This window comes from Robertmurraya sp. DFI.2.37 (assembly GCF_029211245.1).
In the GTDB taxonomy this organism is placed as follows: domain Bacteria; phylum Bacillota; class Bacilli; order Bacillales; family Cytobacillaceae; genus Robertmurraya; species Robertmurraya methanolica_A.
The window spans coordinates 1-25,155 of record NZ_JARGEJ010000057.1; the positions used below are offsets into that span (position 1 = coordinate 1).

Annotated in this window: 21 protein-coding genes and 1 pseudogene; 20 read left to right on the forward strand and 2 right to left on the reverse strand. The window is 37.3% G+C overall.

The window, feature by feature from the left end; translation table 11 throughout:
• Positions 1-90 (forward strand): annotated as a pseudogene (locus PZE06_RS21005) (ATP-binding protein); the annotation flags it as partial.
• A 260-nt stretch (positions 91-350) separates the two neighbouring features.
• Here the strand turns inward: PZE06_RS21005 and PZE06_RS21010 are convergent.
• Together PZE06_RS21010 and PZE06_RS21015 are read right to left on the reverse strand one after the other, a co-directional pair.
• Complete coding sequence (locus PZE06_RS21010; protein WP_150917394.1) at positions 351-644, reverse strand: hypothetical protein; 294 nt, start codon at positions 642-644, stop codon at positions 351-353.
• 587 nt (positions 645-1,231) lie between these two features.
• Positions 1,232-2,398 carry an epoxide hydrolase family protein gene (locus PZE06_RS21015; RefSeq protein WP_150917391.1) on the reverse strand — a complete coding sequence of 389 codons (1,167 nt, stop codon included), beginning with the start codon at positions 2,396-2,398 and terminating at the stop codon, positions 1,232-1,234.
• A gap of 413 nt (positions 2,399-2,811) precedes the next feature.
• Here PZE06_RS21015 and PZE06_RS21020 point away from each other — a divergent pair, with 413 nt between their 5' ends.
• The 19 genes from PZE06_RS21020 (at position 2,812) to PZE06_RS21110 (ending at position 25,023) form a co-directional block, all read left to right on the forward strand.
• Positions 2,812-3,342 carry a CGNR zinc finger domain-containing protein gene (locus PZE06_RS21020; protein WP_150917388.1) on the forward strand — a complete coding sequence of 177 codons (531 nt, stop codon included), beginning with the start codon at positions 2,812-2,814 and terminating at the stop codon, positions 3,340-3,342.
• Between the two features lie 214 nt (positions 3,343-3,556).
• Positions 3,557-4,498, forward strand: coding sequence for a YybS family protein (locus tag PZE06_RS21025; protein ID WP_150917385.1), 942 nt, complete (start codon positions 3,557-3,559; stop codon positions 4,496-4,498).
• Between the two features lie 37 nt (positions 4,499-4,535).
• The gene (locus PZE06_RS21030; RefSeq protein WP_150917382.1) at positions 4,536-6,509 is read left to right on the forward strand and encodes a DHH family phosphoesterase; all 1,974 of its coding nucleotides are present in this window, start codon (positions 4,536-4,538) and stop codon (positions 6,507-6,509) included.
• Positions 6,506-6,955, forward strand: coding sequence for a 50S ribosomal protein L9 (gene rplI, locus PZE06_RS21035; protein ID WP_150917379.1), 450 nt, complete (start codon positions 6,506-6,508; stop codon positions 6,953-6,955). The genes PZE06_RS21030 and rplI overlap by 4 nt, the downstream gene beginning before the upstream one ends.
• Positions 6,956-7,205: 250 nt before the next feature.
• Entirely contained in the window at positions 7,206-8,570 is a 1,365-nt protein-coding gene (gene dnaB, locus PZE06_RS21040) for a replicative DNA helicase (RefSeq protein WP_095313887.1), read from the forward strand.
• Positions 8,571-9,039: 469 nt separating this feature from the next.
• Positions 9,040-10,332, forward strand: coding sequence for an adenylosuccinate synthase (locus PZE06_RS21045; RefSeq protein WP_150917376.1), 1,293 nt, complete (start codon positions 9,040-9,042; stop codon positions 10,330-10,332).
• 451 nt (positions 10,333-10,783) lie between these two features.
• Positions 10,784-12,244: a M23 family metallopeptidase gene (locus tag PZE06_RS21050; protein ID WP_150917373.1), complete on the forward strand. Its 1,461-nt coding sequence runs from the start codon at positions 10,784-10,786 to the stop codon at positions 12,242-12,244.
• A 444-nt stretch (positions 12,245-12,688) separates the two neighbouring features.
• Complete coding sequence (gene yycF / locus PZE06_RS21055; RefSeq protein ID WP_150917370.1) at positions 12,689-13,396, forward strand: response regulator YycF; 708 nt, start codon at positions 12,689-12,691, stop codon at positions 13,394-13,396.
• A gap of 8 nt (positions 13,397-13,404) precedes the next feature.
• Complete coding sequence (walK, locus tag PZE06_RS21060; protein WP_150917367.1) at positions 13,405-15,246, forward strand: cell wall metabolism sensor histidine kinase WalK; 1,842 nt, start codon at positions 13,405-13,407, stop codon at positions 15,244-15,246.
• A complete protein-coding gene (locus tag PZE06_RS21065; RefSeq protein ID WP_150917364.1) occupies positions 15,243-16,571 on the forward strand; it encodes a YycH family regulatory protein in 1,329 nt (442 codons plus the stop codon). The genes walK and PZE06_RS21065 overlap by 4 nt, the downstream gene beginning before the upstream one ends.
• Positions 16,552-17,364, forward strand: coding sequence for a two-component system regulatory protein YycI (locus tag PZE06_RS21070; protein ID WP_150917361.1), 813 nt, complete (start codon positions 16,552-16,554; stop codon positions 17,362-17,364). Before PZE06_RS21065 ends, PZE06_RS21070 begins: the two co-directional genes overlap by 20 nt.
• A 7-nt stretch (positions 17,365-17,371) precedes the next feature.
• Complete coding sequence (locus PZE06_RS21075) at positions 17,372-18,166, forward strand: MBL fold metallo-hydrolase (RefSeq protein WP_150917358.1); 795 nt, start codon at positions 17,372-17,374, stop codon at positions 18,164-18,166.
• A gap of 270 nt (positions 18,167-18,436) precedes the next feature.
• Entirely contained in the window at positions 18,437-19,654 is a 1,218-nt protein-coding gene (locus PZE06_RS21080) for a S1C family serine protease (RefSeq protein ID WP_150917397.1), read from the forward strand.
• A gap of 313 nt (positions 19,655-19,967) precedes the next feature.
• The gene (locus PZE06_RS21085) at positions 19,968-20,126 is read left to right on the forward strand and encodes a CxxH/CxxC protein (RefSeq protein ID WP_150917355.1); all 159 of its coding nucleotides are present in this window, start codon (positions 19,968-19,970) and stop codon (positions 20,124-20,126) included.
• A gap of 80 nt (positions 20,127-20,206) precedes the next feature.
• A complete protein-coding gene (gene rlmH, locus PZE06_RS21090) occupies positions 20,207-20,686 on the forward strand; it encodes a 23S rRNA (pseudouridine(1915)-N(3))-methyltransferase RlmH (protein WP_150917352.1) in 480 nt (159 codons plus the stop codon).
• Positions 20,687-20,972: 286 nt separating this feature from the next.
• Entirely contained in the window at positions 20,973-22,337 is a 1,365-nt protein-coding gene (locus PZE06_RS21095) for a spore germination protein (protein ID WP_150917350.1), read from the forward strand.
• A 19-nt stretch (positions 22,338-22,356) separates the two neighbouring features.
• Entirely contained in the window at positions 22,357-23,439 is a 1,083-nt protein-coding gene (locus PZE06_RS21100; RefSeq protein ID WP_150917347.1) for a GerAB/ArcD/ProY family transporter, read from the forward strand.
• Positions 23,432-24,514: a Ger(x)C family spore germination protein gene (locus tag PZE06_RS21105; protein WP_150917344.1), complete on the forward strand. Its 1,083-nt coding sequence runs from the start codon at positions 23,432-23,434 to the stop codon at positions 24,512-24,514. The genes PZE06_RS21100 and PZE06_RS21105 overlap by 8 nt, the downstream gene beginning before the upstream one ends.
• Before the next feature lie 77 nt (positions 24,515-24,591).
• Entirely contained in the window at positions 24,592-25,023 is a 432-nt protein-coding gene (locus PZE06_RS21110; RefSeq protein ID WP_066154487.1) for a cell wall hydrolase, read from the forward strand.
• The last annotated feature ends 132 nt before the right edge of the window (positions 25,024-25,155 follow it).

Here is a 25,155-nt window from a genome sequence, read left to right on the forward strand (position 1 = left end):
CACCGAGTAGAAATCATTCATTTAAATGAAGATAGTTATCGTATGAAGCATCGTTCTACCATATTTGGGGAACAAAGTGTTTCAAAATAACGAGCAAAAATTGTTTCATTCTACTTGACGGTCACACTTCTCCACCATGCGACCACTTTTAATGTAAAAGGGAATTCTTATCGGCTTCGAGAGAAGCAAAAAGCCGGTGTCACACCTGTATAAGTTTAGCGATGATAAATAGGAATTTAGAAACGTTGAAAAGAGGGAATTTCAAAACGTTGTTGACACCAAAAAATTAAGACATTCTTTTGTTGAGTAAAACGACTTTATCTAGAATAGTAAATTGCATGCGAAAAAGGTCAGTAATCCATGCTAATAGATATATGTTCACCAGTGTGCCAAGAATATTGGCATTTCAAACAGCTTAAGTGATAATATTGGCCAACAATAATAGAATCTGAATTAATGTGAACTTCATGATCGTAATTCGGATTTGAACAATTTCTAAAGTACTCATCTGTCAAATATTGAGTTTTGCCAGCATTAGAAGAGACAATCAGTGCTACAATTTTTCTGTAAGTAGTCTCTTCTGCGTCATCGTATTTAACAAACTCCTGTGCTGAATTGAAGCTATTAAAAAACTCAACTTGCACTTCATTAAGGTACTCCTCTAAATTTGAATGTACTTTGCTAGGATTATTGGGCTCACTAAAATCTTTTGAACTACTAGATAGAAATTCTACCCTATTATAATTGATACCGAATTTTTTTTTAATTCTCTAGGTTAATATAAAGTAAATGGGCGAGTAAAAACTGAATTATTTTCACAAAATATTTTGATAATTCATTGCATTAAATTGAAAAACATATACAAGTAAATTACAAAAAATGGATGTTTATCAATATAGACTAGAGAATATGAAAAAGAGGGTAGTTTTCTATACTAGTTAACTATTAAAAATATGGAGTGCAAGGGGTGCTGAATGTGAAAATGGCTTTTTTTTGAAAGGGTTCAATATTGTTGCGATCAAGCGTGCACGTACAATGGCATTACTTCCATACGTTACTGGAGAATAATATTAGATGGTATTAAAAAAAGCACAGTGATCTTATGATTTGTGTACCCCAAAAGTTAGAGTGAAATTTAACTTTTGGGGTGTTTTTATGTCTAAAATATAGTTGTTGAATGAAGAGGGGAAATTAAGGTATTTTCTGTTAGTGAAAATACCGGGATAACTTTTTATAATGAAAGATTATACTTAACCTTATTAAAAAAACAACGTATGCTTTTAGCAACTAATTCAGGTTCTTCGGTTGCAACAAAATGTCCACCAACATTTAAATCTTTCCAATAAACAATATTAGGGAATAATCTTTCGACATACTCTTTTGGCGGACGCTCGTGGTATTGGGTAGCATTTAAGGAGACACCTAAAGGGACTGTTGAAAAATCATTTTTATCTGGCCATTTCGTATATTTTCCTTCATAGTAATATCGGTTTGAAGCATTTATGGTTTCGGTTAGCCAATAGATTGAAACATTAGCCAGCAAAGTATCTTTATCAAAGTGATTTAAGATATTTCCACTTGGTGGATCCGTCCACAAGTACCATTTTTCGAGAATGAAAGCTGCTAAACCTACAGGAGAGTCATTAAGAGAATAAGCTATTGTTTGAGGTTTTGTACCTAGTATATGGGCATACCCAGCTTCGTCATTATACCACTGCTTACAGTATGCAAGGAACTTTTCTTCAGCTTTTGTTAAAACAGTGTCTTTCGAGATGTAAGGGCTAGGATTACCAGGTGAAGTTGTATGGTATCCTATCATTTTTTCTGGATAGTCTAAACACATTAATCCTAAAATACTGGCTCCTAAATCATATCCATGAGCTCCAAACTTATCGTAACCTAATAGATTCATTAATTTTACAAAAATATCTGCCACTTTTCGGTCATCGAAGCCAGGTCTTAAAGAGGATGATGAGAATCCGTGTCCAGGAATAGATGGAATGACAACATCAAAAGATTCATTGCGATCACCGCCGAATTTTTCAGGAGTTGTCAAGTAAGGAATGATATCCAGCATTTCGTAGAATGAACCAGGCCAACCATGGGGGATAATAATAGGTAAAGGGTTAGATCCACTTCCACGAACGTGAACGTAATGGAGTTCGATTCCATCAATATTCGTCTTATAGTTAGGATACATATTCATTTTTTCCTCTACCATTCTCCAATCAAAATGATCCTTCCAATATCCAATTATGCTCTTCATAAACTCTAATGGTATGCCATAGTTCCATTGGGAACCTGGAATTTCGTCTGGCCATCTAGTTAATTCTATCCGTTTTTTTAAATCTAATAATTGTTTATTGGAGATTTTAATATTAAAAGGTGAAATACTCATATAACGTCCTCCCCGTATTATTTAAAAAGTAGTTTAATAGTCTGCTCATTGAACATTTATTGATATTCGCTTGTTTAGAATCAAGATTACATAAAAAAACGAATATATTGGCCACTGAAATGAGCCAATCCTATGTATTATAAATAAATGGTAAAATCCAAAACATATGTTGTTGACATAATTCCACGTAGAGTTTAATTTCCAATTAGGTCATTATCTAATTATAATGAAAGCAAGAAATGCCCAAATTATTGTACACCTGATAAACTGTACAGCAAATGGCTGTAATTATATTTTTTTGTCCATATCCATATAAGATAACCCCTCCTGACCATTAAAATTGTTTTATTGGTTAGTGACCGTTAAAACAATTTTAATGGTCAAGTTTTTATTAGTCAATAGGAGTGTTCCAAATGGGAGATAAATACCGAAACCTTGAGGTAATAGCAGGTTTTTTAAATACTTATGATAAACGTATGCGTTTTGAGGGGGACCCTGGGGTAGAACTTTTAAACGGTCCTGAAGATCTATACACATTTTTATTAGAGCACAATTTAATTTTAGAACAGGAAAAAGTTACTGAACAAGATTTAGAACTTGCTATAAAATTGAGGGAAGAAACAAGAAAAACAATAAAAAATCCAAATGAAATGGATACTTTAAACGAGCTTATAGGTAATTTTACCTTTACAATTTATTTTTCGGAAGAGTCTGAGGAAATTCACCCCGTTCATAGAAACGGAAAAAAGGGCTTAGCCAAATTAATTCTCCTCATGTATGAAATAAAAAGGGATGATTTATGGCATAGAATTAGAATTTGTTCAGCGGATGATTGTCAGTGGGTTTTTGTCGATCATTCCCGACCTGGAACTGGAAGGTGGTGCTCAATGAAGGCTTGTGGGAATAGGGCTAAGAATAGAACTTTTAGGAAAAGGAATAAATAATAATTATTGGTTTGTGATGTATCTTAGTCATGACATTTCTCACTATCTTTTCAAATGAAAAATGTAAGCTTTCGTAATAAGTCCTTACTTCTCCTTTATCAAAATGACCGTCTTAGCTTATGTGGTGCTATTCAAGGCACCTCTTTTCTTATTGGTTGAAGATAGAATGGATGGCAGATACAATAGGGAGTAGGACTTATCAGGAGGTTGAGATGTGAAAAACGCTCATAAGTTAACGGAAGGCGCCTTGTTTTTGGCGATTTTTGCCGTATTATTACTTATAACAATATACATACCTGTATTAGGGGTAGTTGTAAATTTATTTATTCCACTGCCATTCATTATGTTTTCAGCGAAGAATGATCGGAAGAGCTCGCTTGTCCTACTTTTAGGAGCTATATTTATTTCCTTTATCGTTGGGACGGTTCTAGCCATTCCATTAGCTTTATCCTATGGGTTAACAGGGATTGTAATTGGGGACTTTATTAGGGAAAAGAAAAGCAGGGTGGCAGGGTTTATTGCAGGTTCGATGACATTTTTAATGACGCTGGTGATTCAATATGTCATTTCGGTTGTTTTCTTGGAAATGGACGTCATTCAAGAAACGATGCAAATCTTTGAGCAGTCCATTTCTCAGGCTATGAATATGCTGGAGGCGTTTGGACAAGCACCAGATCCGCGAATGGTCGAACAGTTTGAAACAAGCGTTGAAATGCTAAAAGTGTTAGTTCCAAGTATATTCGTCATGCTTTCCTTTTTTACGGTTTTTATCATTGAATTGCTTTCTTTTCCGATTGCAAAGCGATTTGGAATGACCGTTCCAAAGTGGAAGTCATTTCGAGAGCTACGATTGCCAAAAAGCCTTCTGTGGTATTATCTACTCGTGCTAATCATATCAATTCTATTAAATCCGGAGCAGGGAACCTTCCTGTATACGGCTACGATGAATTTATCGTTTATTCTTCAGCTCTTTATGGTGCTGCAGGGACTTTCATTTATTTATTATCTTTCTTATGTGAAAGAAATGCCGAAGATTATTCCCATTTTAGTGACAGTTTTCACATTCATTTTCCCTATAGTTCTTTATATTGTAAGGATATTAGGTATAATTGACTTAGGTTTTGATTTGAGGAAACGATTAGAGGTAAAAAAATAAACGAAATTAGATGTATAGAAATGTGGGAGCTGAAAAAATGCCTTCTTATTTGGAAAAAAGGTCTATTCGCTATCCTATATATGCATTAATGGCTATAACCTTGGTATTTCTAGTGATACTTGCGTTCTATAATTGGATCATTAGTCTCATTGGATTTGTCCTTTCTGTTATTCCTTTCTACTATCTGTTTATCGTTGATTATCAACAACGGAAGGATACAGAAAAGTATATTGCTACTCTCTCTTATCGACTGAAAAAAGTCGGTGAAGAAGCGCTGATGGAAATGCCAATTGGAATTATGCTGTTTAATGATGATTATTATGTAGAATGGGCCAATCCATTTTTAGCATCTTGCTTTGAAGAGGAAACGTTAGTGGGCAGATCTCTCTACGACGTAGGGGATTCCTTAATCCCGCTCATTAAGCAGGAAGTGGAAATGGAAGTCATTACGATTATGAATCGTAAATTTAGAGTGATTCATCGCTCAGAGGAAAGATTGCTCTATTTCTTTGATATAACAGAACAAATAGAAGTAGAGAAAATGTATGAGGATGAAAGAACAGTCATCGCAATCATATTTTTGGATAATTACGATGACATCACACAAGGAATGGACGATCAGACGAGAAGCAGTTTAAATAGTCTCGTTACATCCATTTTGAACAAATGGGCTCAAGATAATGGTGTCTTTTTAAAAAGGGTTTCATCTGAACGCTTCATCGGTGTGTTTAACGAACAAATCTTGCACTCATTAGAAAAAGGGAAATTCTCCATCCTTGATGAGGTTCGAGAAATAACAACAAAGCAAAATATCCCACTTACATTAAGCATTGGGGTGGGGGCGGGAGTCCCTTCTTTGCCAGAGCTTGGCGAACTAGCCCAATCTAGCTTGGATTTAGCTCTTGGACGCGGTGGCGACCAAGTTGCGATCAAGCAAACGAACGGGAAAGTGAAATTCTTTGGAGGGAAAACGAACCCTGTTGAGAAGCGAACAAGGGTGCGTGCTCGTGTTATTTCACACGCTCTAAAGGATTTAATTATTGATAGTGATAAAGTTATTATTATGGGCCATAAAAACCCTGATATGGATGCAGTTGGGGCTGCCATCGGAATTCATAAAATTGCCCAAATGAACCAATGTGAAGGGTATATTGTCATTAATACCCATGAGATTGATACAGGGGTACGACGGCTAATGGAGGAGATTCAAAAGCACGAGGAGCTCTTTGATCGCTTTATCACTCCTGAGCAAGCGTTGGAGATCGCGACAGAGGATACGCTCTTAGTTGTAGTTGATACCCATAAGCCTTCATTGGTGATTGAAGAAAGATTAATCAATAAAATGGATCATGTTGTGGTCATTGATCATCATCGTCGCGGGGAAGAGTTTATTGAAAACCCACTGCTCGTTTATATGGAGCCGTATGCTTCCTCAACAGCAGAATTAGTGACGGAATTGCTGCAATATCAACCGAAGCGTGGCAAAATTGATATGCTTGAAGCGACAGCACTTTTAGCAGGAATAATTGTCGATACGAAAAGCTTTACGCTCCGAACAGGTGCGAGAACCTTCGACGCTGCCTCTTATTTAAGAGGACAGGGGGCAGACACTGTACTTGTGCAGAAGTTTTTAAAGGAAGATGTGGATACGTATTTAAAACGGGCAAAGCTGATTGAAACGGTGTATTTCTATAAAGAAGGAATTGCCATTGCCAAGGCAGGGGCGGAACAAGTTCTAGATCAAGTGTTAATTGCTCAAACCGCAGATACATTGCTGACGATGGAAGGAGTACTTGCTTCCTTTGTGGTCTCAAAACGTAATGATGACATGGTCGGGATCAGTGCCCGTTCTTTAGGTGATGTCAATGTTCAGGTTATCATGGAGAATTTAGGAGGCGGTGGTCATTTAACGAATGCCGCTACCCAGCTTCTAGAAATTGAAATAGAGGAAGCGGAACAGCAATTATTGGATGCAATAGATGAATATCTAGAAGGGAGAAAGAAAGAATGAAAGTGATATTTTTAAAAGATGTTAAAGGAAAAGGCAAAAAAGGTGAAGTCAAGAACGTTGCTGATGGATATGCACATAACTTTTTAATAAAGCAAGGTTTAGCCATTGAGGCGAATCAAGCGAATATTAGCACTCTTAATGCTCAAAAGAAGAAGGAAGAGAAGGCAGCAGCAGAGGAACTTGCTGAAGCTAAAAAGCTGAAAGAAGAAATGGAAAAACTAACGGTGGAGCTAAGCGCAAAAGCTGGAGAAGGTGGACGTTTGTTTGGCTCTATTACAAGCAAGCAAATTGCGGAAAGTCTCCAAAAGGCACACGGAATTAAAGTGGATAAGCGGAAAATTGAGCTGGATGATGCCATTCGCGCTTTAGGATACACAAAGGTGCCAGTGAAATTGCACTCCGAAGTAACAGCAACTTTGAACGTACATGTGAAGGAAGTAAAATAATTTCGAAACGCAGGATAAGCTAATATTGGAAGTACTATTTATATGAAAACATGATAAAATGAAGGATAGAAATGTGATCGGTTATAAGCTGATCACATTTTTATGATGGGTTAATCATGCTTGACGTACAATAGAATCGCAATAACAATAATGATATAGATTGTGTTCATCGCCAAAAAGATAGACAAGTGTTTAGTGATGATTGAGTACATTTGATTTTTGTCATCTGTAAAAGGAGGTTTTTCCTAGCATGAGTGATTTATTTGCAGATCGACTCCCCCCACAAAATATTGAAGCTGAGCAGGCTGTCTTAGGGGCTATTTTCTTAGAACCTTCTTCTCTAACTCTAGCAACGGAGATTTTAATCCCAGAGGATTTCTACCGTGCAGCACACCAAAAGATTTTTAATGTGATGCTAACGCTGAATGATGCAGGGAAAGCAGTCGATTTAGTAACCGTATCTGAAGAACTCGCTGCAGCAAAGCTACTCGAGGATGTTGGTGGAGTTGGCTATTTAAGTGAATTGGCTGGATCTGTGCCAACAGCTGCCAATATTGAGTTCTATGCTAAGATCGTGGAGGAGAAGTCATTATTAAGAAGATTGATTCGGACAGCTACTGATATTGCTACAGACGGTTATCAGCGGGAGGATGAAGTGGAGACTCTTCTCGTTGAAGCTGAGAAAAAAATTATGGAAGTATCGGGCCGAAAAAATGCTGGGGCCTTTCATAATATTAAAGATGTTCTAGTACGAACCTATGACAATATTGAATTAATGCATAATCGCGTCGGGGATATTACAGGGATTGCGACTGGTTTTGCTGAACTTGATCAAATGACTGCCGGCTTCCAGCGTAATGATTTAATCATTGTCGGAGCCCGTCCATCCGTGGGAAAGACAGCATTTGCTCTTAATATCGCCCAAAATGTGGCAACCAAAACAGGGGAAAATGTAGCTATTTTTAGCTTGGAGATGGGAGCGGAGCAGCTCGTGATGCGGATGCTCTGTGCAGAAGGAAATATTGATGCCCAAAGGTTGAGAACGGGCTCCTTAACAGATGAGGACTGGGGCAAGCTCACAATGGCAATGGGCAGCTTGTCTAATGCGGGAATCTATATTGATGATACGCCGGGTGTGCGTGTTCAGGACATTCGTTCGAAGTGCCGCCGTTTAAAGCAAGAGCATGGAATTGGCATGATCTTAATTGATTATTTACAGCTCATTTTAGGGAGTGGCCGTTCTGGGGAAAATCGTCAACAGGAGGTTTCTGAGATTTCCCGTTCTTTAAAACAGCTTGCCCGTGAGCTGGAAGTTCCAGTTATCGCATTATCTCAGCTTTCCCGTGGAGTGGAACAGAGACAGGATAAACGCCCTATGATGTCCGATATTCGTGAATCAGGAAGCATTGAGCAGGATGCTGATATTGTCGCATTCTTATATCGTGATGATTATTATGATAAAGAGTCTGAGAATAAGAACATCATTGAAATTATTATTGCAAAGCAGCGGAATGGTCCGACTGGGACAGTTTCACTCGCTTTTGTGAAAGAGTATAACAAGTTTGTCAATTTAGAGCGGCGGTTTGATGACGCTGCTGTGCCTTCTGGTGCATAAGAAGAGATTAGCGATGAGCTAGTCTTTTTTTGTTTTAGGGAAGTCCTTGCTTTATTTTTTGTGTCATTGTCGAACACAAGAAAGTGCGATTAATTTAAAAAAATCCCTGTTTGAAGAGATTTGTCTATTGGTATGGCAGAGGAAAGCTGTTTTGATACAATCATTGGTAGGAATAAATGAGTTTAAATGGCTTTTGAAGAGGTGTTAAAACACGATTGTTTTTGCCAATTGAAGAAAAAGATCGAAATAAATAATGAAATGATGTTTTGAAACGGCTCTTATACGGTACTATTTTTTAGGGAATATTATCAACGAAATCATCCATTTTATCGATGTTTTACGAACAAATTAGTAATTATATTTAAAAAATGTTCGTGTTTCATTGACTTTTGGAGGGGAATATTGGTACACTAGGTGTGTTTGAAAAGGAAAATAAAAAGTTTGTTTACCTTATGGAGGTGCTTCTTTAATGTCATCAGTAGTAGTTGTAGGAACACAGTGGGGAGACGAGGGAAAAGGAAAAATTACTGATTTCCTTTCAGAAAATGCTGAGGTTATTGCGCGTTACCAAGGCGGTAATAATGCTGGGCATACGATTCGTTTCGATGGAGAAACATACAAATTACACTTAATTCCTTCAGGGATTTTTTATAAAGATAAGATTAGCGTAATTGGAAACGGAATGGTGGTCGATCCAAAAGCGTTAGTAAAAGAACTTGCATATTTGCACGATAGAGGGGTAACGACAGATAATTTACGCATTAGCAATCGCGCCCATGTTATTCTCCCTTATCACTTAAAACTTGATGAAGTTGAAGAAGAAAGTAAAGGTGCTAACAAAATTGGAACAACGAAAAAAGGAATCGGCCCTGCTTATATGGATAAAGCAGCCCGAATTGGAATTCGTATCGCCGATCTTTTAGATAGAGAAGTGTTTGAAGAAAAGCTTGTTCGTAATTTGAAAGAAAAGAATCGCTTATTAGAAAGAATATATGAAACAGAAGGTTTTCAATTAGAAGATATTTTGAATGAATACTATGAATACGGCCAACAAATTAAGCATTATGTAGTCGATACATCTGTTGTGTTAAACGATGCATTAGATGAAGGGCGCCGTGTGTTATTTGAAGGTGCACAAGGTGTCATGCTTGATATTGACCAAGGGACATATCCATTTGTTACTTCCTCAAACCCTGTTGCAGGAGGAGTAACGATAGGCTCTGGGGTTGGCCCAACTAAAATTAAGCATGTCGTCGGTGTTTCTAAAGCTTATACAACTCGTGTAGGCGATGGACCATTCCCAACAGAGTTGGAAAATGAAATTGGTCAGCAAATTCGTGAAGTTGGCCGTGAGTACGGGACAACGACTGGAAGAGCGCGTCGAGTAGGTTGGTTTGATAGTGTAGTTGTCCGTCATGCCCGCCGAGTTAGTGGAATTACGGATTTATCTCTTAATTCAATCGATGTTTTAACAGGAATTGAAACATTGAAGATTTGTGTTGCTTATCGTTATAAAGGCGAAGTGATCGATCAATTCCCTGCAAGCTTAAAGGTATTAGCTGAGTGTGAGCCTGTCTATGAGGAACTGCCAGGCTGGACAGAAGATATTACAGGTTGTAAGTCATTAGATGAGCTTCCTGCTAATGCCCGTCATTATCTAGAAAGAGTATCACAGTTAACGGGAATCCCGTTATCAATTTTCTCAGTAGGCCCTGATCGTTCGCAAACGAATGTGGTCTTAAATCCTTGGCGCCAAAATTAATTATATGTGAAGAAAGCTGTTCTTTAAGCTCTAGGAGCATGAAGAACAGTTTTTTTGTGATCCGACTAGACAATTTATCCGCAGTTGCATACATTTTTTGAAAGATGGTTATGTTGTTACATGATTGAAACATGAAAGTAAAAAAATTAGTAATATCCCTACTTTTTATCCAAATCATCCCATTTTACTAGTGTTGAATGGGGGATAGAGAAAAATCCCTATATTTCGCCATTTCATTGGGGATCTTGTCCTTAAGTAAATAGTAATTATTTACATTATTTGTTGTATATTGTTAGCTATTATACATTTTTGTTACATTCTTGAGACTAATAATCTCTAAATATCGAATTATGGTAAAGTTAAGAAGGCAAAAAAGCGCGATTGGATGATCCGTCTTGCCTAATGCAAAAAGCGATACTAGGGTTGTTTCGGTAGTCTAGGAGGATTAAAAATGAATAACCGTTTTAAACATCTGTCCAAACTAGCGAGCAATACAACTAGAGGACTTAATAAAGCAGCAATAACAACAGTTGCATTGGCAACTTTAACATTAGGAGTAGGGGTACATGCTTTTGCTGACCTTGCCTTTAAAACTGTTTACTATGTTTATGTCGACGATCAATTTGTCGGCACCGTTTCCGATAAGGAAATTGTTGAGAATGTCGTTGAAGCTAAGGTTGAAAAGACAAAGGATGATTTCAGCAATCAGCTTCCTCTTGCGGTAGGACCAAAGCTTACATATGTTCCAGAACAAGTTTTTGAATCTGTCTCAAATCAGGATGATAAAGTCGTAGCAGAAAAGCTAGAGAAATTATTATCAATCGAAGCAGTGGCAACGGAGATTTTGATTGATGAAAAGGTTCCTGTATATGTGAAGGATGAAGCAGCGGCGAATCAAGTAATGAAGGCGCTGAAGCTGAAATATGTGAGCGAAGAAGAATGGCAACAAGCACAACAAATAATGAATGAGAAAGAGTCTTTGCCTCCGTTAAAGGAGGGGGAGACACGAGTAGTAGATGTTCGGTTTTCAAAAGAAATGACATTATCACAAAATAAAGTATCTCCTAAGCAAATATTAAGTGTTGATGATGCGGTTAACTATTTAACAAAAGGGACGCTTGAGGAGAAAAAATATAAAGTAAAAGAAGGGGATGTTCTTGGTCAAATTGCAAATGACCATGACATGACCCTCGAGCAATTGATCAAACTGAACCCAGGTTTGACGGAAGATTCCTTGTTGAAAATTGACCAAGAATTGAATGTGACGTTTTTACAACCTTTAGTAGAAGTAATTGTTGAAAAAGAAGTCTTCCAGAAGGAAACAATCCCCTTTGAAAAGGAAGTTATCGAAGATTCATCAATGTATAAAGGTGACACGAAGGTAAAGCAAGAGGGTAAGGATGGCTTAAGGGAAGTTACCTACAAGGTTTCTGAACAAAATGGAAAGCAAACGCAAAAAGTCGTTATCGATGAAAACATTTTGCAAGAACCTATGTCCCACGTTGCTATTAAAGGAACAAAGGTCATTCCTTCACGGGGCGATGGCTCATTTGCTTGGCCGGCAGTTGGCGGCTATATTTCAAGTAAGCAAGGGCAAAGATGGGGAAAGCTTCATAAGGGAATTGACATTGCAAGGCCGAGTGACCGGACGATAAAGGCATCAGACAATGGGATTGTCCAATCGGCTGGTTGGTCTGGCGGTTATGGAAACAAGGTTGTCATTAACCATCAAAACGGCTTTGAAACCGTGTATGCTCATCTTTCTTCCATCGATGTGAAGGTAGGGCAAACAGTGAGTAAAGGCATGAAAATAGGGGTTATGGGCTCGACCGGGAATTCAACGGGAGTACATTTACACTTTGAAATATATAAAAACGGGAACTTGGAAAACCCGTTGAACTATTTAAAATAATGATTGAAAACGAGTCTCTAGAATCGCTAGAGACTCGTTCTTTTAGCTTTGAAAGCCTCGCATTTTTTGAGAAGAGGTCAATCTTGATTCGCTGTGTTCAGCGAATTTCTTTTATTAAGTTGAACAAACGATCTTGGCTCATTCTGTATGAAACGAAGGTACACGAACTTTTTAATTATGTTCTGCTTCTATGAAGCGGTCGGAGTAAACGAGATTTCATGGAATCAGACAGAAAATGGGTCAAAAAACATCATCATAAAATCTTCTTAAAGATAGACGGGATTTGCTTGAACTTTTCTTAGAGAAAGGATTTCAATTATACAAATAGATGAATTCACTTTGATAAAATGATAAAGTAATGAAAGAACATATTTTGTCAAATTTACAATGAACCATAGTTTTGAATGAAATTCAATTCGATCTTATTCTTAAAGGAGAACAGAGATGGATAAAAAAATATTAGTTGTCGATGATGAAAAACCAATTGCTGATATTCTTCAATTTAACTTGAAGAAGGAAGGCTATGATGTGTATTGTGCTTACGACGGAAACAAAGCACTGGAAATGGTCGAGGAGGTTAAGCCTGATCTCATTCTGCTTGATATTATGCTGCCGCAGCGAGATGGAATGGAAGTGTGCAGGGAAGTTCGGAAAAAGTACGAAATGCCCATTATTATGTTAACGGCGAAGGACTCCGAAATTGATAAAGTATTAGGACTGGAACTGGGAGCGGATGATTATGTGACAAAGCCGTTCAGTTCAAGAGAGCTGATTGCGAGGGTGAAAGCGAATTTAAGAAGGCACCAGCATACAGCTTCACAGGCAGAGGAAGATGATTCAAATGAAATTACGGTTGGTTCATTAATCATTCACCCTGATGCTTATATCGTTTCAAAACGTGGAGAGAAAATCGAATTAACGCATCGGGAGTTTGAACTGCTTCATTATTTAGCGAAGCATATTGGACAAGTAATGACGAGGGAACATTTGCTTCAAACCGTATGGGGTTATGACTATTACGGAGATGTTAGAACGGTTGATGTAACGATTCGACGCCTCCGGGAGAAGATTGAGGATAATCCTAGTCATCCCACTTGGATCGTGACAAGAAGAGGGGTAGGGTACTACTTAAGAAATCCTGAACAGGAGTAATCCCAGCGATGAAAAAGGTTGGTTTTTTTCGTTCTATTCATTTAAAGCTTGTGTTGATTTACGTATTGTTAATTTTAATTGCGATGCAAATTATTGGCGCCTATTTTGTTCGTCAGTTAGAGGAGACATTATTGCAAAACTTTGAAACGTCTATCCGTGAACGGGTGGACTTGCTCTCTTATTATGTCGGCGAGGAAATGACGAAGGAAAGAAATCCTGAGGCAAATGGCCCTACTTTAGAAGAGGATGTTCGCAATATTTTGCGAGATTTTAATAATACTGCTGATATTTCTGAGGTTCGTGTGATTGAGGGGACTTCGTTGAAAATTATCGGCACCTCCGATCGGTATAAACAAGGGATAGTGGGACAACGCTCCACGGATCGAATGATTTGGCGTGTCATTGCGTTCTCCGATGATGATGGTGATCATCGAACAATGATTGACCGCCAATCAGGCAATCGAATATGGATTTTAGTTGATCCGATTAAAGTGGAGGATGAGGTAATTGGTGCCATTCATTTGGTAGCGAATGTTGAAAATGTGTACTCGCAAATGCGGACAATTAATAGCATTTTCGCGTCTGGAACCGCCATATCCCTTGCGATTACGGCTATATTAGTCGTTTTACTGGCGCGAACGATTACAAGACCGATTACGGATATGAGAAAACAAGCGATAGCGATGTCAAAGGGAAATTTCTCACGAAAGGTTAAGGTATATGGCTATGATGAAATTGGTGAATTAGCGATGACCTTTAATAACCTTACAAAAAAACTGCAAGAGGCCCAAGCCACGACAGAGGGGGAAAGGCGAAAGCTTTCATCCGTTCTGTCTTACATGACGGATGGAGTGATTGCGACCGATCGCAAAGGGCGTGTTATTCTCATCAATGAACCTGCTGCCAAAATGCTGAATGTTTCACGTGAAACAATTTTATCGACCTCCATTATTTCTTTGCTTGGAATTGAAGAAGAGTATACACTAGAGGACTTAATGATGGAAAGGGAATCTGTCATTTTAAACTATAGCACGGAGAAAAAGCCCTATATTTTGCGGGCTAATTTTAGTGTAATTCAAAAAGAGACAGGTTTTGTAAATGGTCTCATCGCTGTACTTCATGATATTACAGAGCAAGAAAAGATTGATATGGAGCGTCGAGAATTTGTCGCCAATGTTTCCCATGAATTAAGAACGCCGTTGACGACGATGAGAAGCTACTTAGAAGCATTAGCGGAGGGGGCATGGAAGGATAAAGAGATTGCTCCACAGTTTTTAGACGTTACTCAAAATGAAACAGAGCGAATGATCCGTCTTGTTAATGCTTTGCTGCAGCTATCAAAAATGGATAGTAAAGATTATGAATTAACGACAGAATGGGTCAATTTTGTAGATTTTTATCATCGCATTATCGACCGATTCGAGCTTACAAAAGAGCATAATGTTAGTTTTGAACGGCAATTACTGGATCAGCCGACTTTTGTAGAAATCGATCCAGATAAGCTCACGCAAGTGATGGATAATATTATTTCAAATGCGATGAAGTATTCTCCTGAAGGTGGAAAAATAACCTTTAAGATGGAGGAAGAAATTGATCAAATTGTCATTAGTGTTTCTGACCAAGGGGTAGGAATCCCGAAAGATAATTTAGAGAAAATATTTGAACGTTTTTATCGAGTTGATAAGGCAAGAACAAGAAAGCTTGGCGGAACCGGGCTTGGCCTTGCGATTGTGAAAGAGATGGTGGAGGCCCATGGTGGGAAGATATGGGCAACCAGTGTGGAAGGTAAGGGAACGACTGTTTCTTTTAGTCTTCCATATGTTCAGACGGAAGAGGATGATTGGGCATGACATATGAAAATATAAAATCGATCATCTTAACCATTCTTGTGTTGTTAAGTGTATTTTTAACATGGAGTATTTGGACGTATCAACCAAACTATGAGTCCCTTGACGAAAATAAAATTACGCCGGGTGTCTTAATAAGTTCTCCTAAGGAAGTTAGGCAAATTATAAAGGCCGATCGCGTGTTTTATCATATCGATGATGAACATTATGGAACTGTATATCCAGGAGAAATCGATCGAATTATAAAGGAACTTAGCACTTGGAATTACCGCCATTTTGAACAGGTGACAATCCAAGAAGAAGACTTAACAGATTTTCTCCATGAAAATGGTCGTGCTCAAATCTCGTTTCCAAGCTCCGTTCCAATGGAAATTTATAAAAATATTTTAGGTATACAGGACGAGGATATGTCTGGGATTCACTTCGATCAAATCATCATTGAGATGAAAAATGTGATGAAAGACAGCGGATATGTATATTTCGTCTCATTGGATGAGAAGAAAGTATACCGCTCTCGAGTAAAGTCTTCTTTTGTGACGAACTTTAGCGAGGATTTTTACCAAGAAGCAGATTCTAATCACAACTTTGAAAAATATTCGCTAGAGACGTTAGGCGATACTAAAAAATTATTGGTTCCTACTAATGAGAAGACCCTGTCAGCACATAGTTACTTAATCGAAACGATTAAAGGAACTGAATTCAGAGATGCTCTGTTTAGAAGCCCAAGCTTTGTCCAGCGCAACGGTACAGGTTATGGAGAGGAATTTAAGGATTCAACTACATTGCTAAGCGTTAATTTTGAGACAAATATATTAAGGTATGTCAATCCTACTCAAGAAAAGGATATTTCCGTAAGGGTAAGTACTTTATTGCAGAACAGTATTGATTTCGTCAATGGCCATGGAGGATGGACAGATAATTACTATTTTGTCGATATTGATCAATTGGAGCAGACGGTCTTATTCCGATTGTATGAAGCTTCAGGCTACCCGATTTTCAATAATAGTGGCATGTCAGAAATCCTGCAAATATGGGGACGAACAGCGATTCATAGATACGAGCGGAACAATTTTCAAATGAATCGACGTGTAGAATCAACAGAGAAAAGGCTCGATTCTGGAGTCGATATATTGCAAAAGCTCAAAGAGCGGAAAGATATTGAGCCTGAGTTTATTCAAGATCTTGTCATTGGCTACGAGATGACCAGATCCTCAAGAGATCCAGTGATTCATTTAGAGCCTATTTGGTACTATAAATATCAGGATCAATGGCTGAAAGTAGATAATGGACCTGAGGGAGGGAACGGAAATGGATTGGAGCAAAATTAAAACAATCTTTATTGTCACCTTCCTCATTCTTAATATTTATTTGTTGAACGAATTTTATAAAAAGTATGACTCGAGCCAATATGATTATGTGTCGGAGACTTCCTTTGAGAATAAATTGAAGACGGAAGAAATTGAATATGCTGAGTTGCCGAAGAATGTAAAGAAGAATGCTCTTATTAGCGCAACACCAAAGAAATTTTCTAAAGATGAATTGATGGAATTGACGAATACGATTTTACAAGGACAGTCGATCACGATTAAGAATGAGACGACGATTGAATCGGAATTGAAGGAGCCATTCCCAATTAAAGACGAATTCAATTTAGAAGAACTAGCACCGCTGTTAAAGAACCATGTGTTCCAAGGGGAGCAATATCGTTTTTGGAAAGTCAATGAGGCGGAGCAAACGATTACGTATTATCAGCAAATTGACGGCAAGCAGCTGTATAAGAACGTAAGCGGGGAGTTAACTTTTTATCTGGACAAGGAGAATAGAATTACCGGCTATCGACAAACGTTGCTCGAGGATGTCGAGGAGTTGTCAGAAGAGGAAAACATTCATCAACCAATTAAAGCGATTGAAACGTTGTACGAGAATGGAAGATTGCCATTTGGCAGCAAAATCACGAAGGTTGAGCTCGGTTATTATACGCTGGTACATTTAACGTCGTCACAAGTGTTAACGCCTGTCTGGCGCGTAGTTCTGGATGAAGAGGAAGATGTATTTGTCGATGCGTTTTTTGAAGGAAATATTATTCAATTAGACAATGAAGACCAAAAAATAGTGGAGTGAGGAAAAAATGGGGATGCGGTTTAGTGTACTCGCCAGTGGGAGTACAGGAAATGCGGTTTATGTAGAAACAGAGGAGCATTCCTTCTTAGTAGATGCTGGACTAAGCGGCAAGCAAATGGAAGCATTGTTTGCCCATATTGGCCGTGATATGGACAAGCTTTCAGGTTTGCTTGTTACCCATGAGCATAGTGATCATATTAAAGGGGTAGGAGTAGTAGCACGGAAGTATAAGTTACCCATATATGCCAATGAAAAAACGTGGAATGCAATGAATGGCCTTATTGGTGAGATTCCTACAGAACAAAAGTTTACTTTTGACATGGAATCAGTAAAAAGCTTTGGTTCTCTTGATATTGAATCATTCGGTGTCTCTCATGATGCGGCCGAGCCGATGTTTTATATTTTCCATCATGCAGGGAAAAAGCTTGTCCTTGTGACCGATACAGGCTATGTGAGTGACCGGATGAAAGGAATTATTGCAAATGCCGATATGTTTGTCTTTGAGAGCAATCATGACGTGCAAATGCTGCGGATGGGACGCTATCCATGGAATATTAAACGCAGAATTTTAAGCGATGTCGGCCATGTATCAAACGAGGATGCAGCGATTGCCATGAGCGATGTGATTGGTGATCAAACAAAGAGAATTTATTTGGCCCATTTAAGCTTGGATAACAACATGAAGGACTTAGCAAAAATGTCCGTCACTCAGACATTGCAAAGTCAAGGAATTATTGTTGGAGAGCAAGTTGAATTGTTTGATACAGACCCGAAAATACCGACAGCATTAACGGCCGTCTAAAAAGTGTGGAGCTCTCCACGCTTTTTTTGTTGATTAGCATGCGGTTAGTCTTTTGCCAGCAAACATGCGATTTTGTACGGTCAGTAACAACAGGTTCCCTCCGTTCAGTATGAAGCATGCATTAAATTGCGGCTAATTTATGAACAAATTTAAAAGGGAGAGGAATTTAAATGCTTATGATTAGTTTTTTGTTCTTGTAAGATTATAATTAGGTATATATAGGAAGAATAACTTTTAGCGATCGTTCTTATGAAAGGAATGGTGAAGAATATGGGTTATTACGACCAAGATTATGAAAGTCGTTATAAAAAGCAGAAAGGAAACAAAGGGGGCTACTTTTTAGCGAGTCTATTAGGTGTTGTACTCGGGGGATTACTCGTCATTCTAGCCTTTCCAAAATTGGTGGATTATCATGCTCTCCCTTACGATGTGTCACCATCTCAGCAGACTGGTGGAGAGGAGAAAAGTGCGATTGAAACACAGAATGTTGCTGTGAACGTGGAGAGCGATATTACGAAAGCGGTTGATAAGGCAGCAGATGCGGTAGTCGGAATTTCGAACATCCAGCAAACAAGCTTTTGGCATGGCAATACGTCAGACGGACAAGAAGCCGGAACAGGTTCAGGGGTTATTTACAAAAAGGAAAATGGTAAAGCCTACGTTGTTACAAACCATCATGTCATTGAGGGTGCCTCCTCTTTGGAGATTTCCTTAAATGACGGGACTAAAATCCCGGCAACGCTAAGAGGTAGTGATGTGTGGACCGACTTAGCTGTATTAGAGGTCGATGGCAGCGAGATTGAGACCATTGCCGAGTTCGGTGATTCAGACTCCTTGCGCACAGGTGAGCCTGTTATTGCAATTGGCAATCCGTTAGGTGCCATCTTTTCCGGTTCTGTCACACAAGGAATCATTTCCGGTTTAGAGAGAGCGATTCCCGTTGATATCAATCAGGATGGGATTGTCGACTGGCAGGCAGAAGTATTGCAAACGGATGCTGCGATTAATCCAGGTAACAGCGGTGGCGCTCTTATCAATATCGCCGGTCAAGTCATTGGCATCAATTCAATGAAAATTGCCGAAAGTGCCGTTGAAGGCATTGGTCTAGCGATTCCGATTAATTATGCCATTCCAATCATTGATGATTTAGAGAAACACGGGCAAGTAAATCGGCCATATATGGGGATTGAACTCCAATCCGTCAACGAAATCCCATCTTACTATCAAAAGGAAGCATTAAAGCTCCCGAATGATGTAACAAATGGTGTAGCAGTGATGCGAGTTGAACCAAATTCTCCAGCAGCTCAAGCAGGTTTAAAAGAGCTCGATGTAATCGTCGAAATGGATGGGGAAGAAATTAAGGATACAATCGATTTAAGGAAGCACCTTTATACGCAGAAGAACGTGGGAGATACGTTAGAAATTAAATTTTACCGCGATGGAAAGCTTCAAGAAACGACCATGAAGCTCGCTGGAAACACATTATAATTATCAAGATTGGTTACGATAAAAGCAGGGGCAACCCTGCTTTTTTTCTTGTCAAAGGACGAAGCTTGCTATTGTTAAATCCTTATTATGTATATCAGAGTTGATTTTGGTATAACTGCAAGAAGTGTAAGACCTTCGTTTCCCACGAATTAAGCCCAACAAAGTCTTTTTTAACAAGTGGGGATAAATCGTGATTTTGGTTTTATCAGAAACAAGGGACGAAAAAAATGGTAAAATATTTGTGGATAAATGTTGGATAACAATTTATCCACAATTTAAAATATTATTTTTATTAGAATGGAGAATAAATCCGATGATATATTGCTGTGAAGAACACGTAGAAATCGCGATAGATACGATTGTAGACGACTTTGAGACGTTTCCAATTTTGAATAAAATTGACGATGAAAAGTTATCAACAACCTGTGAATATTGTCAAAAGCATGCTGTATATATGGTGGCGAACGAGTGATCTCATACAAGATGTGGATAGAAAATGTGGATATGTGGATAAACAATGTGGATATCTTGTTCGTAAAGTGAGGATTAGCTGTGAATATCTCAATCATTACCGTAGGAAAACTAAAAGAAAAATATTTAAAGCAAGGAATTGACGAATACTTGAAAAGAATGTCAGCTTACGCAAAGGTTGAAATCATCGAAGTAGCCGATGAAAAAGCGCCAGAAATTTTAAGTGAAAGTGAAATGCTGCAAGTAAAGGAGAAAGAAGGGGAACGCATCCTAGCCAAGCTCCACCCCGATACATACATCATCGCCTTGGCAATTGAAGGAAAGCAAAAATCGTCCGAAGAACTGGCCGACACACTAGACAAACTAGCCACCTACGGCAAAAGCAAAATTGCCTTCGTCATCGGCGGCTCACTCGGCTTGAGCCAGCAGGTATTGCAGCGATCAGACGAAAAACTATCATTCTCAAAAATGACCTTCCCGCACCAATTGATGCGCTTGGTTTTAGTGGAGCAGATCTATCGGGCGTTTCGGATTAATCGGGGGGAACCGTACCACAAATAGTGGTAAAGCGGAGGGTCGAGATAACATTGGAAAATGAAATATTGAAAACCCTATTATAGTATTATGAATAAGTTTACTCAATGTTGTTAACAAAAGGTATATATTTTATTCTTAGTGCTTATTGAGAGACAGGTTAAATAACTTGTCTTTTTTGTTTTACAATTAACAAAAGATTATTTGGTCAATCTTTGTAATAACATGTTTACTATAACCAACATAAATAATTATGAATAACATACCATAATTTTGTAATACTAACTGTAAACTAACATTTTGAGAGGATATTATGTACATAAATAAAAACTTGTCTGTACATGTCAAAGATCGATTAGATTATTGTGATGACTTAGTAATTAGGACATTTCCAGAGTTGAAAATTGAGGTATTATATTTTGGTCATCTAGTAGGGGAAGAAGAGTTGAAAAATAACATTTTACAACCTTTTTCAAATACAAATGAAGAGGAAGTAAAAATTATATTAAGAAGAAAACAATATCAACAAGAAGAAGATATTAATTTAATGGTTAAGGGAGTACTTGAAGGAAAAGCATTAATAATATACCAAAATTCACTTGCGTATGTAGTGGATATTTATGTTCCTAAAACAAGAAGTGTCACTCCAGCAGAAATTGAAACAGTAATTGTAGGATCGAAAGAAGCCTTTATAGAAGATATTGGAACTAACTTGTCTATGATTAGGAGAAGGGTTAAATCAGACTGTTTAAAAGTTCTTAGTTATAACATAGGTACCATCACACAAACGAAAATGTATTTGTTATATATTGAGGGGATCACTTCTCCTATATTAGTTAAAGGATTGCAAGAAAAGATCAAAAACATTGATATAAAAGGAGTTAATGACTTAAATCAAGTGATACAGTATTTAGACAAGAAGCCGTTATCTGTTTTTCCGCAGTATTTTACGACGGAGAGACCAGATGTCTCGGCATCTAAGTTATTTGAGGGTAGAGTTCTTTGTTTAATGGATGGCAGTCCCTACTCATTATCAACCCCAACAAATTTCTTTGAATTCTTTCAATCCCCAGATGATTATAATCAACGGTGGTTACTTGGTACTTTATCTAGGTTATTAAGATTTGCTGCACTATTTATAACATTATTCGCTTCCGCTTTTTATGTAGCAGTGTCAATGTTTCATTATGAGATTATCCCTGTTAAATTACTTCATGAGTATATTCAATCAAGAAGTAAAGTACCATTTAATCCAGTAATTGAGGCATTAATTATTGAATGTATTATTGAATTGTTAAGAGAAGCAGGAGCGAGACTGCCTTCTAAAATTGGACAAACAATTGGCATAGTTGGGGGAATAGTAATTGGTACCGCGGCAGTAGAGGCTGGTTTTACAAGCAGTGTTCTAATTATTGTAGTTTCTATATCTGCCATATCATCTTTTGTAGTACCACATATCATAATGACAGCATCTTTAAGAATTACTCGATTTTTCTTTATTATTCTTTCATCCATTTTTGGTTTTTTTGGGATCATTGTTGGGTTTACTATTATAATGATTCACCTCTGCAGGTTAAAGAATTTAGGGGAGTATTATTTAAAGCCTATTTCCCCAATATTTTTGATGGATATAAAAGATACTATCGTTCGTGCTCCTTATCAGTTTTTTAAGAAATAGGTTAAGGAGGGAGCCTTATATGCAAACGGAAAAATTTAAACCGTTCTATCTCTTTTTTATTACTTATATGACTCAAACGGGTATAGTGCTCTTTATGTTACCTAACATGATAGCCAATTATTTTGGATATAATGGTTGGTTAATGATTATACCCATTTCAGTTTTTGCTATGATTCAAATTGGATTAATTGCTGGAATTTATTATTTTAATAAAGGAAGTTCAATTTTTCAAACAATCGAGACTTCTTTTTCAAAGGTGAATATTATTGCCAAACCTTTGTATCTTTGTTTGAGTATATTTTGGTCCGTTCTTTCCATTACAGTTGCAAAACAATATGTACATGTTATGAAGTTTTTATACTTTCCACAAACAAATATACAATGGTTTGTACTGTTAACATTAATTCTTACGTATTACCTTGTGACAAGTGGAATCGTAACAATTGCTCACGTCTCTACATTGTTTTTCTTCTTATCAGCACCAATGATATTCCTTTTAATTTATTTTGTTCCCGATTTCTCTTTTTTGCAATTTTCTACCTTTGTTTTTAATGAACATAATGACTTTTATGGAGGCATGATAGAGTTATATACAGCATTTCTAGGGTTTGAAGTAACACTATTCCTGTTTCCTTACATAAAAAAAGAGAAAAAGGTTTTTAAATACGTGTTTTTGGGGCACCTGTATACGACATTACTATATTTGAGTGTAACAATTTTTTGTTACGGGTTTAATAGTTTCCAACAATTAAATTATCAAGTTTATCCCGTAATAAATTTATTGCAGTATATAGAATTTGACTTTATTGAACGATTGGACTCCGTATTTTTTATATTATTTTATTTGAAGTTATTAATTACTATAACGATGTATATATGGATTAGTTTAGTTACGTTTAAAAGAGTTGTTAAGTGGAGTGTTCAACGTAGTGCTTTTGTATTATTGGTAGTTGGATATTTAGTGACATTACCATTTGTCACCAAAAATGAACTTACTTCTTTGTTATCTTTATTAGCAAAAGTTCAAATACTAATATCCATTTTCTTACCACTGTTAGTATTGACAATTATATTTTTAAAAAGAAGGAGAAAACATGTCTAGAATCTTACTAATTATTCTAATATTGTTGGTACTACCGGGGTGTAGGGACCAAAAAATTGTAGAAGAGTTAGGGTTTATTCATACAATAGGTTATGAGTTAATTGAAGAAGGAGAAAATTCAGGGAAACTTGAAGTGACAATATCTCTACCAGTAGCAGAAACCTTAAAACAACAGACAATCACTACGGTGGTTGAAACTTCGAAGGAATCAAGAATATTTTTAAGTAAAAAAACAGATAAAAATTTAGTTTCCGGGCAAGTTCGAAGTATTTTAATTGGAGAGAAACTAGCAGAAAAGGGAGTATGGGATTTAATTGACACATTTTATCGAGACCCTGTTTCAAGACCTACAGTAAAACTGTCAATAGTAAAAAGCAATCCAAAACAATTATTATCAAAGGACTATCCAGAATATAAAATGGTTGACACTGTAATCGAAAATCTTCTAAAAAAAGAAGCAAGGTTAAATACAATTCCTGAAATGGATATACATAAATTTGCAAAAGATTACCTAGACGATGCTATTGATCCTATTGCTCCTATTATTTTACAATCGGAAGACGGAATAATGTCGGACGGAATCGGGTTATTTAGTGGTGACCAGTTAAAAACAACCATACCAGCCATACAAGCAAGAATCTTTTTTTTACTAACTGGAGAGTTTAAAGAAGGTGATTTATTAATTAAAAACGAAGAAGAAAAAGTATTATTTAGTTTTTTAACGAATAAAAGAAGTATAGATGTTACACTAGGAGATAAAGAAGAAATAGATGCGAAGTTGTCAATTGATTTTAAAGGCTTCTTACTGGAATACCAAGGAAATAAAGACATCACTAATGAAAAAGAAATAGAAGCATTAGAGAATTACATTCAAGAAAATATTGAAAATCAAATACGAGATATATTGGAAACTATGAAGGAACATCAAATAGATAACCTCGGTTTAGGAAAGTATTTAAAACAAAAAATGGATTATCAAACATGGAAAAACTTGGACTGGCCCAAGACAATTGACAGGGTGAATGTTACCCCTAGTGTTACCGTTAAAATAATTGATACCGGGATGGTTAAATAAAAAAACTTGCTAAGTATTTATCATGGCTTGAATGAATAGTATTTAAGTACGACTTAGTTTATGCAAAGGAGGGCATCATGGCTGTAATAAAGGCAAGTTATAATGATAAAAGACTTCTAGCAAGACTTATCCGTGCGGAAGCAGAAGGTGAAGGGGAGCAAGGAATGTTATTAGTCGCCAATGTTTGTGTAAATAGAGTACGAGTAAGGTGTTTAGATTTTGTTGATATTAATTCTGTAGAACGAATGGTTTGGCAGTCCCCAGGAGGATTTGAAGCCGTACACCATCCATACTTTTATCAAAGGGCAAGAGAAAAAGAAATCAGATTAGCAGAACGAATAATTAATGGTGAAAGGCATCATCCAGCAGAACGAGCACTATGGTTTTTTAGACCGAATGGCACTTGCCCTGCCCAGTGGTGGAATCAGTGGAATAGTGGCCGATATAAACTTCATTGCTTCTACTCACCTGTTGAATCCGAATGTCCAGATGTATATAGGGTTTATTGAATATAACTCAACTTTCGCACCTTGAAAATCGACCTTGTTTTAGGTCTATTAAAGCTTTAAGAACAATCAACTTTGTTCCTTGACTATTGCCTTTAAACAAGAAAAGGCACCTGCTTCTTTGGTATAGTGGAA

Excerpts from the sequence above, each read along its gene's own strand:
- PZE06_RS21015 (WP_150917391.1), bottom strand. The coding sequence starts at position 2,398 with ATGAGTATTTCACCTTTTAATATTAAAATCTCCAATAAACAATTATTA.
- PZE06_RS21095 (WP_150917350.1), top strand. The coding sequence starts at position 20,973 with ATGTACATAAATAAAAACTTGTCTGTACATGTCAAAGATCGATTAGAT.
- PZE06_RS21080 (WP_150917397.1), top strand. The coding sequence starts at position 18,437 with ATGGGTTATTACGACCAAGATTATGAAAGTCGTTATAAAAAGCAGAAA.
- PZE06_RS21110 (WP_066154487.1), top strand. The coding sequence starts at position 24,592 with ATGGCTGTAATAAAGGCAAGTTATAATGATAAAAGACTTCTAGCAAGA.
- PZE06_RS21050 (WP_150917373.1), top strand. The coding sequence starts at position 10,784 with ATGAATAACCGTTTTAAACATCTGTCCAAACTAGCGAGCAATACAACT.
- PZE06_RS21030 (WP_150917382.1), top strand. The coding sequence starts at position 4,536 with ATGCCTTCTTATTTGGAAAAAAGGTCTATTCGCTATCCTATATATGCA.
- PZE06_RS21085 (WP_150917355.1), top strand. The coding sequence starts at position 19,968 with ATGATATATTGCTGTGAAGAACACGTAGAAATCGCGATAGATACGATT.
- PZE06_RS21100 (WP_150917347.1), top strand. The coding sequence starts at position 22,357 with ATGCAAACGGAAAAATTTAAACCGTTCTATCTCTTTTTTATTACTTAT.
- PZE06_RS21105 (WP_150917344.1), top strand. The coding sequence starts at position 23,432 with ATGTCTAGAATCTTACTAATTATTCTAATATTGTTGGTACTACCGGGG.
- PZE06_RS21045 (WP_150917376.1), top strand. The coding sequence starts at position 9,040 with ATGTCATCAGTAGTAGTTGTAGGAACACAGTGGGGAGACGAGGGAAAA.
- PZE06_RS21070 (WP_150917361.1), top strand. The coding sequence starts at position 16,552 with ATGGATTGGAGCAAAATTAAAACAATCTTTATTGTCACCTTCCTCATT.
- dnaB (WP_095313887.1), top strand. The coding sequence starts at position 7,206 with ATGAGTGATTTATTTGCAGATCGACTCCCCCCACAAAATATTGAAGCT.
- PZE06_RS21065 (WP_150917364.1), top strand. The coding sequence starts at position 15,243 with ATGACATATGAAAATATAAAATCGATCATCTTAACCATTCTTGTGTTG.
- yycF (WP_150917370.1), top strand. The coding sequence starts at position 12,689 with ATGGATAAAAAAATATTAGTTGTCGATGATGAAAAACCAATTGCTGAT.
- walK (WP_150917367.1), top strand. The coding sequence starts at position 13,405 with ATGAAAAAGGTTGGTTTTTTTCGTTCTATTCATTTAAAGCTTGTGTTG.
- PZE06_RS21020 (WP_150917388.1), top strand. The coding sequence starts at position 2,812 with ATGGGAGATAAATACCGAAACCTTGAGGTAATAGCAGGTTTTTTAAAT.
- PZE06_RS21075 (WP_150917358.1), top strand. The coding sequence starts at position 17,372 with ATGGGGATGCGGTTTAGTGTACTCGCCAGTGGGAGTACAGGAAATGCG.
- rplI (WP_150917379.1), top strand. The coding sequence starts at position 6,506 with ATGAAAGTGATATTTTTAAAAGATGTTAAAGGAAAAGGCAAAAAAGGT.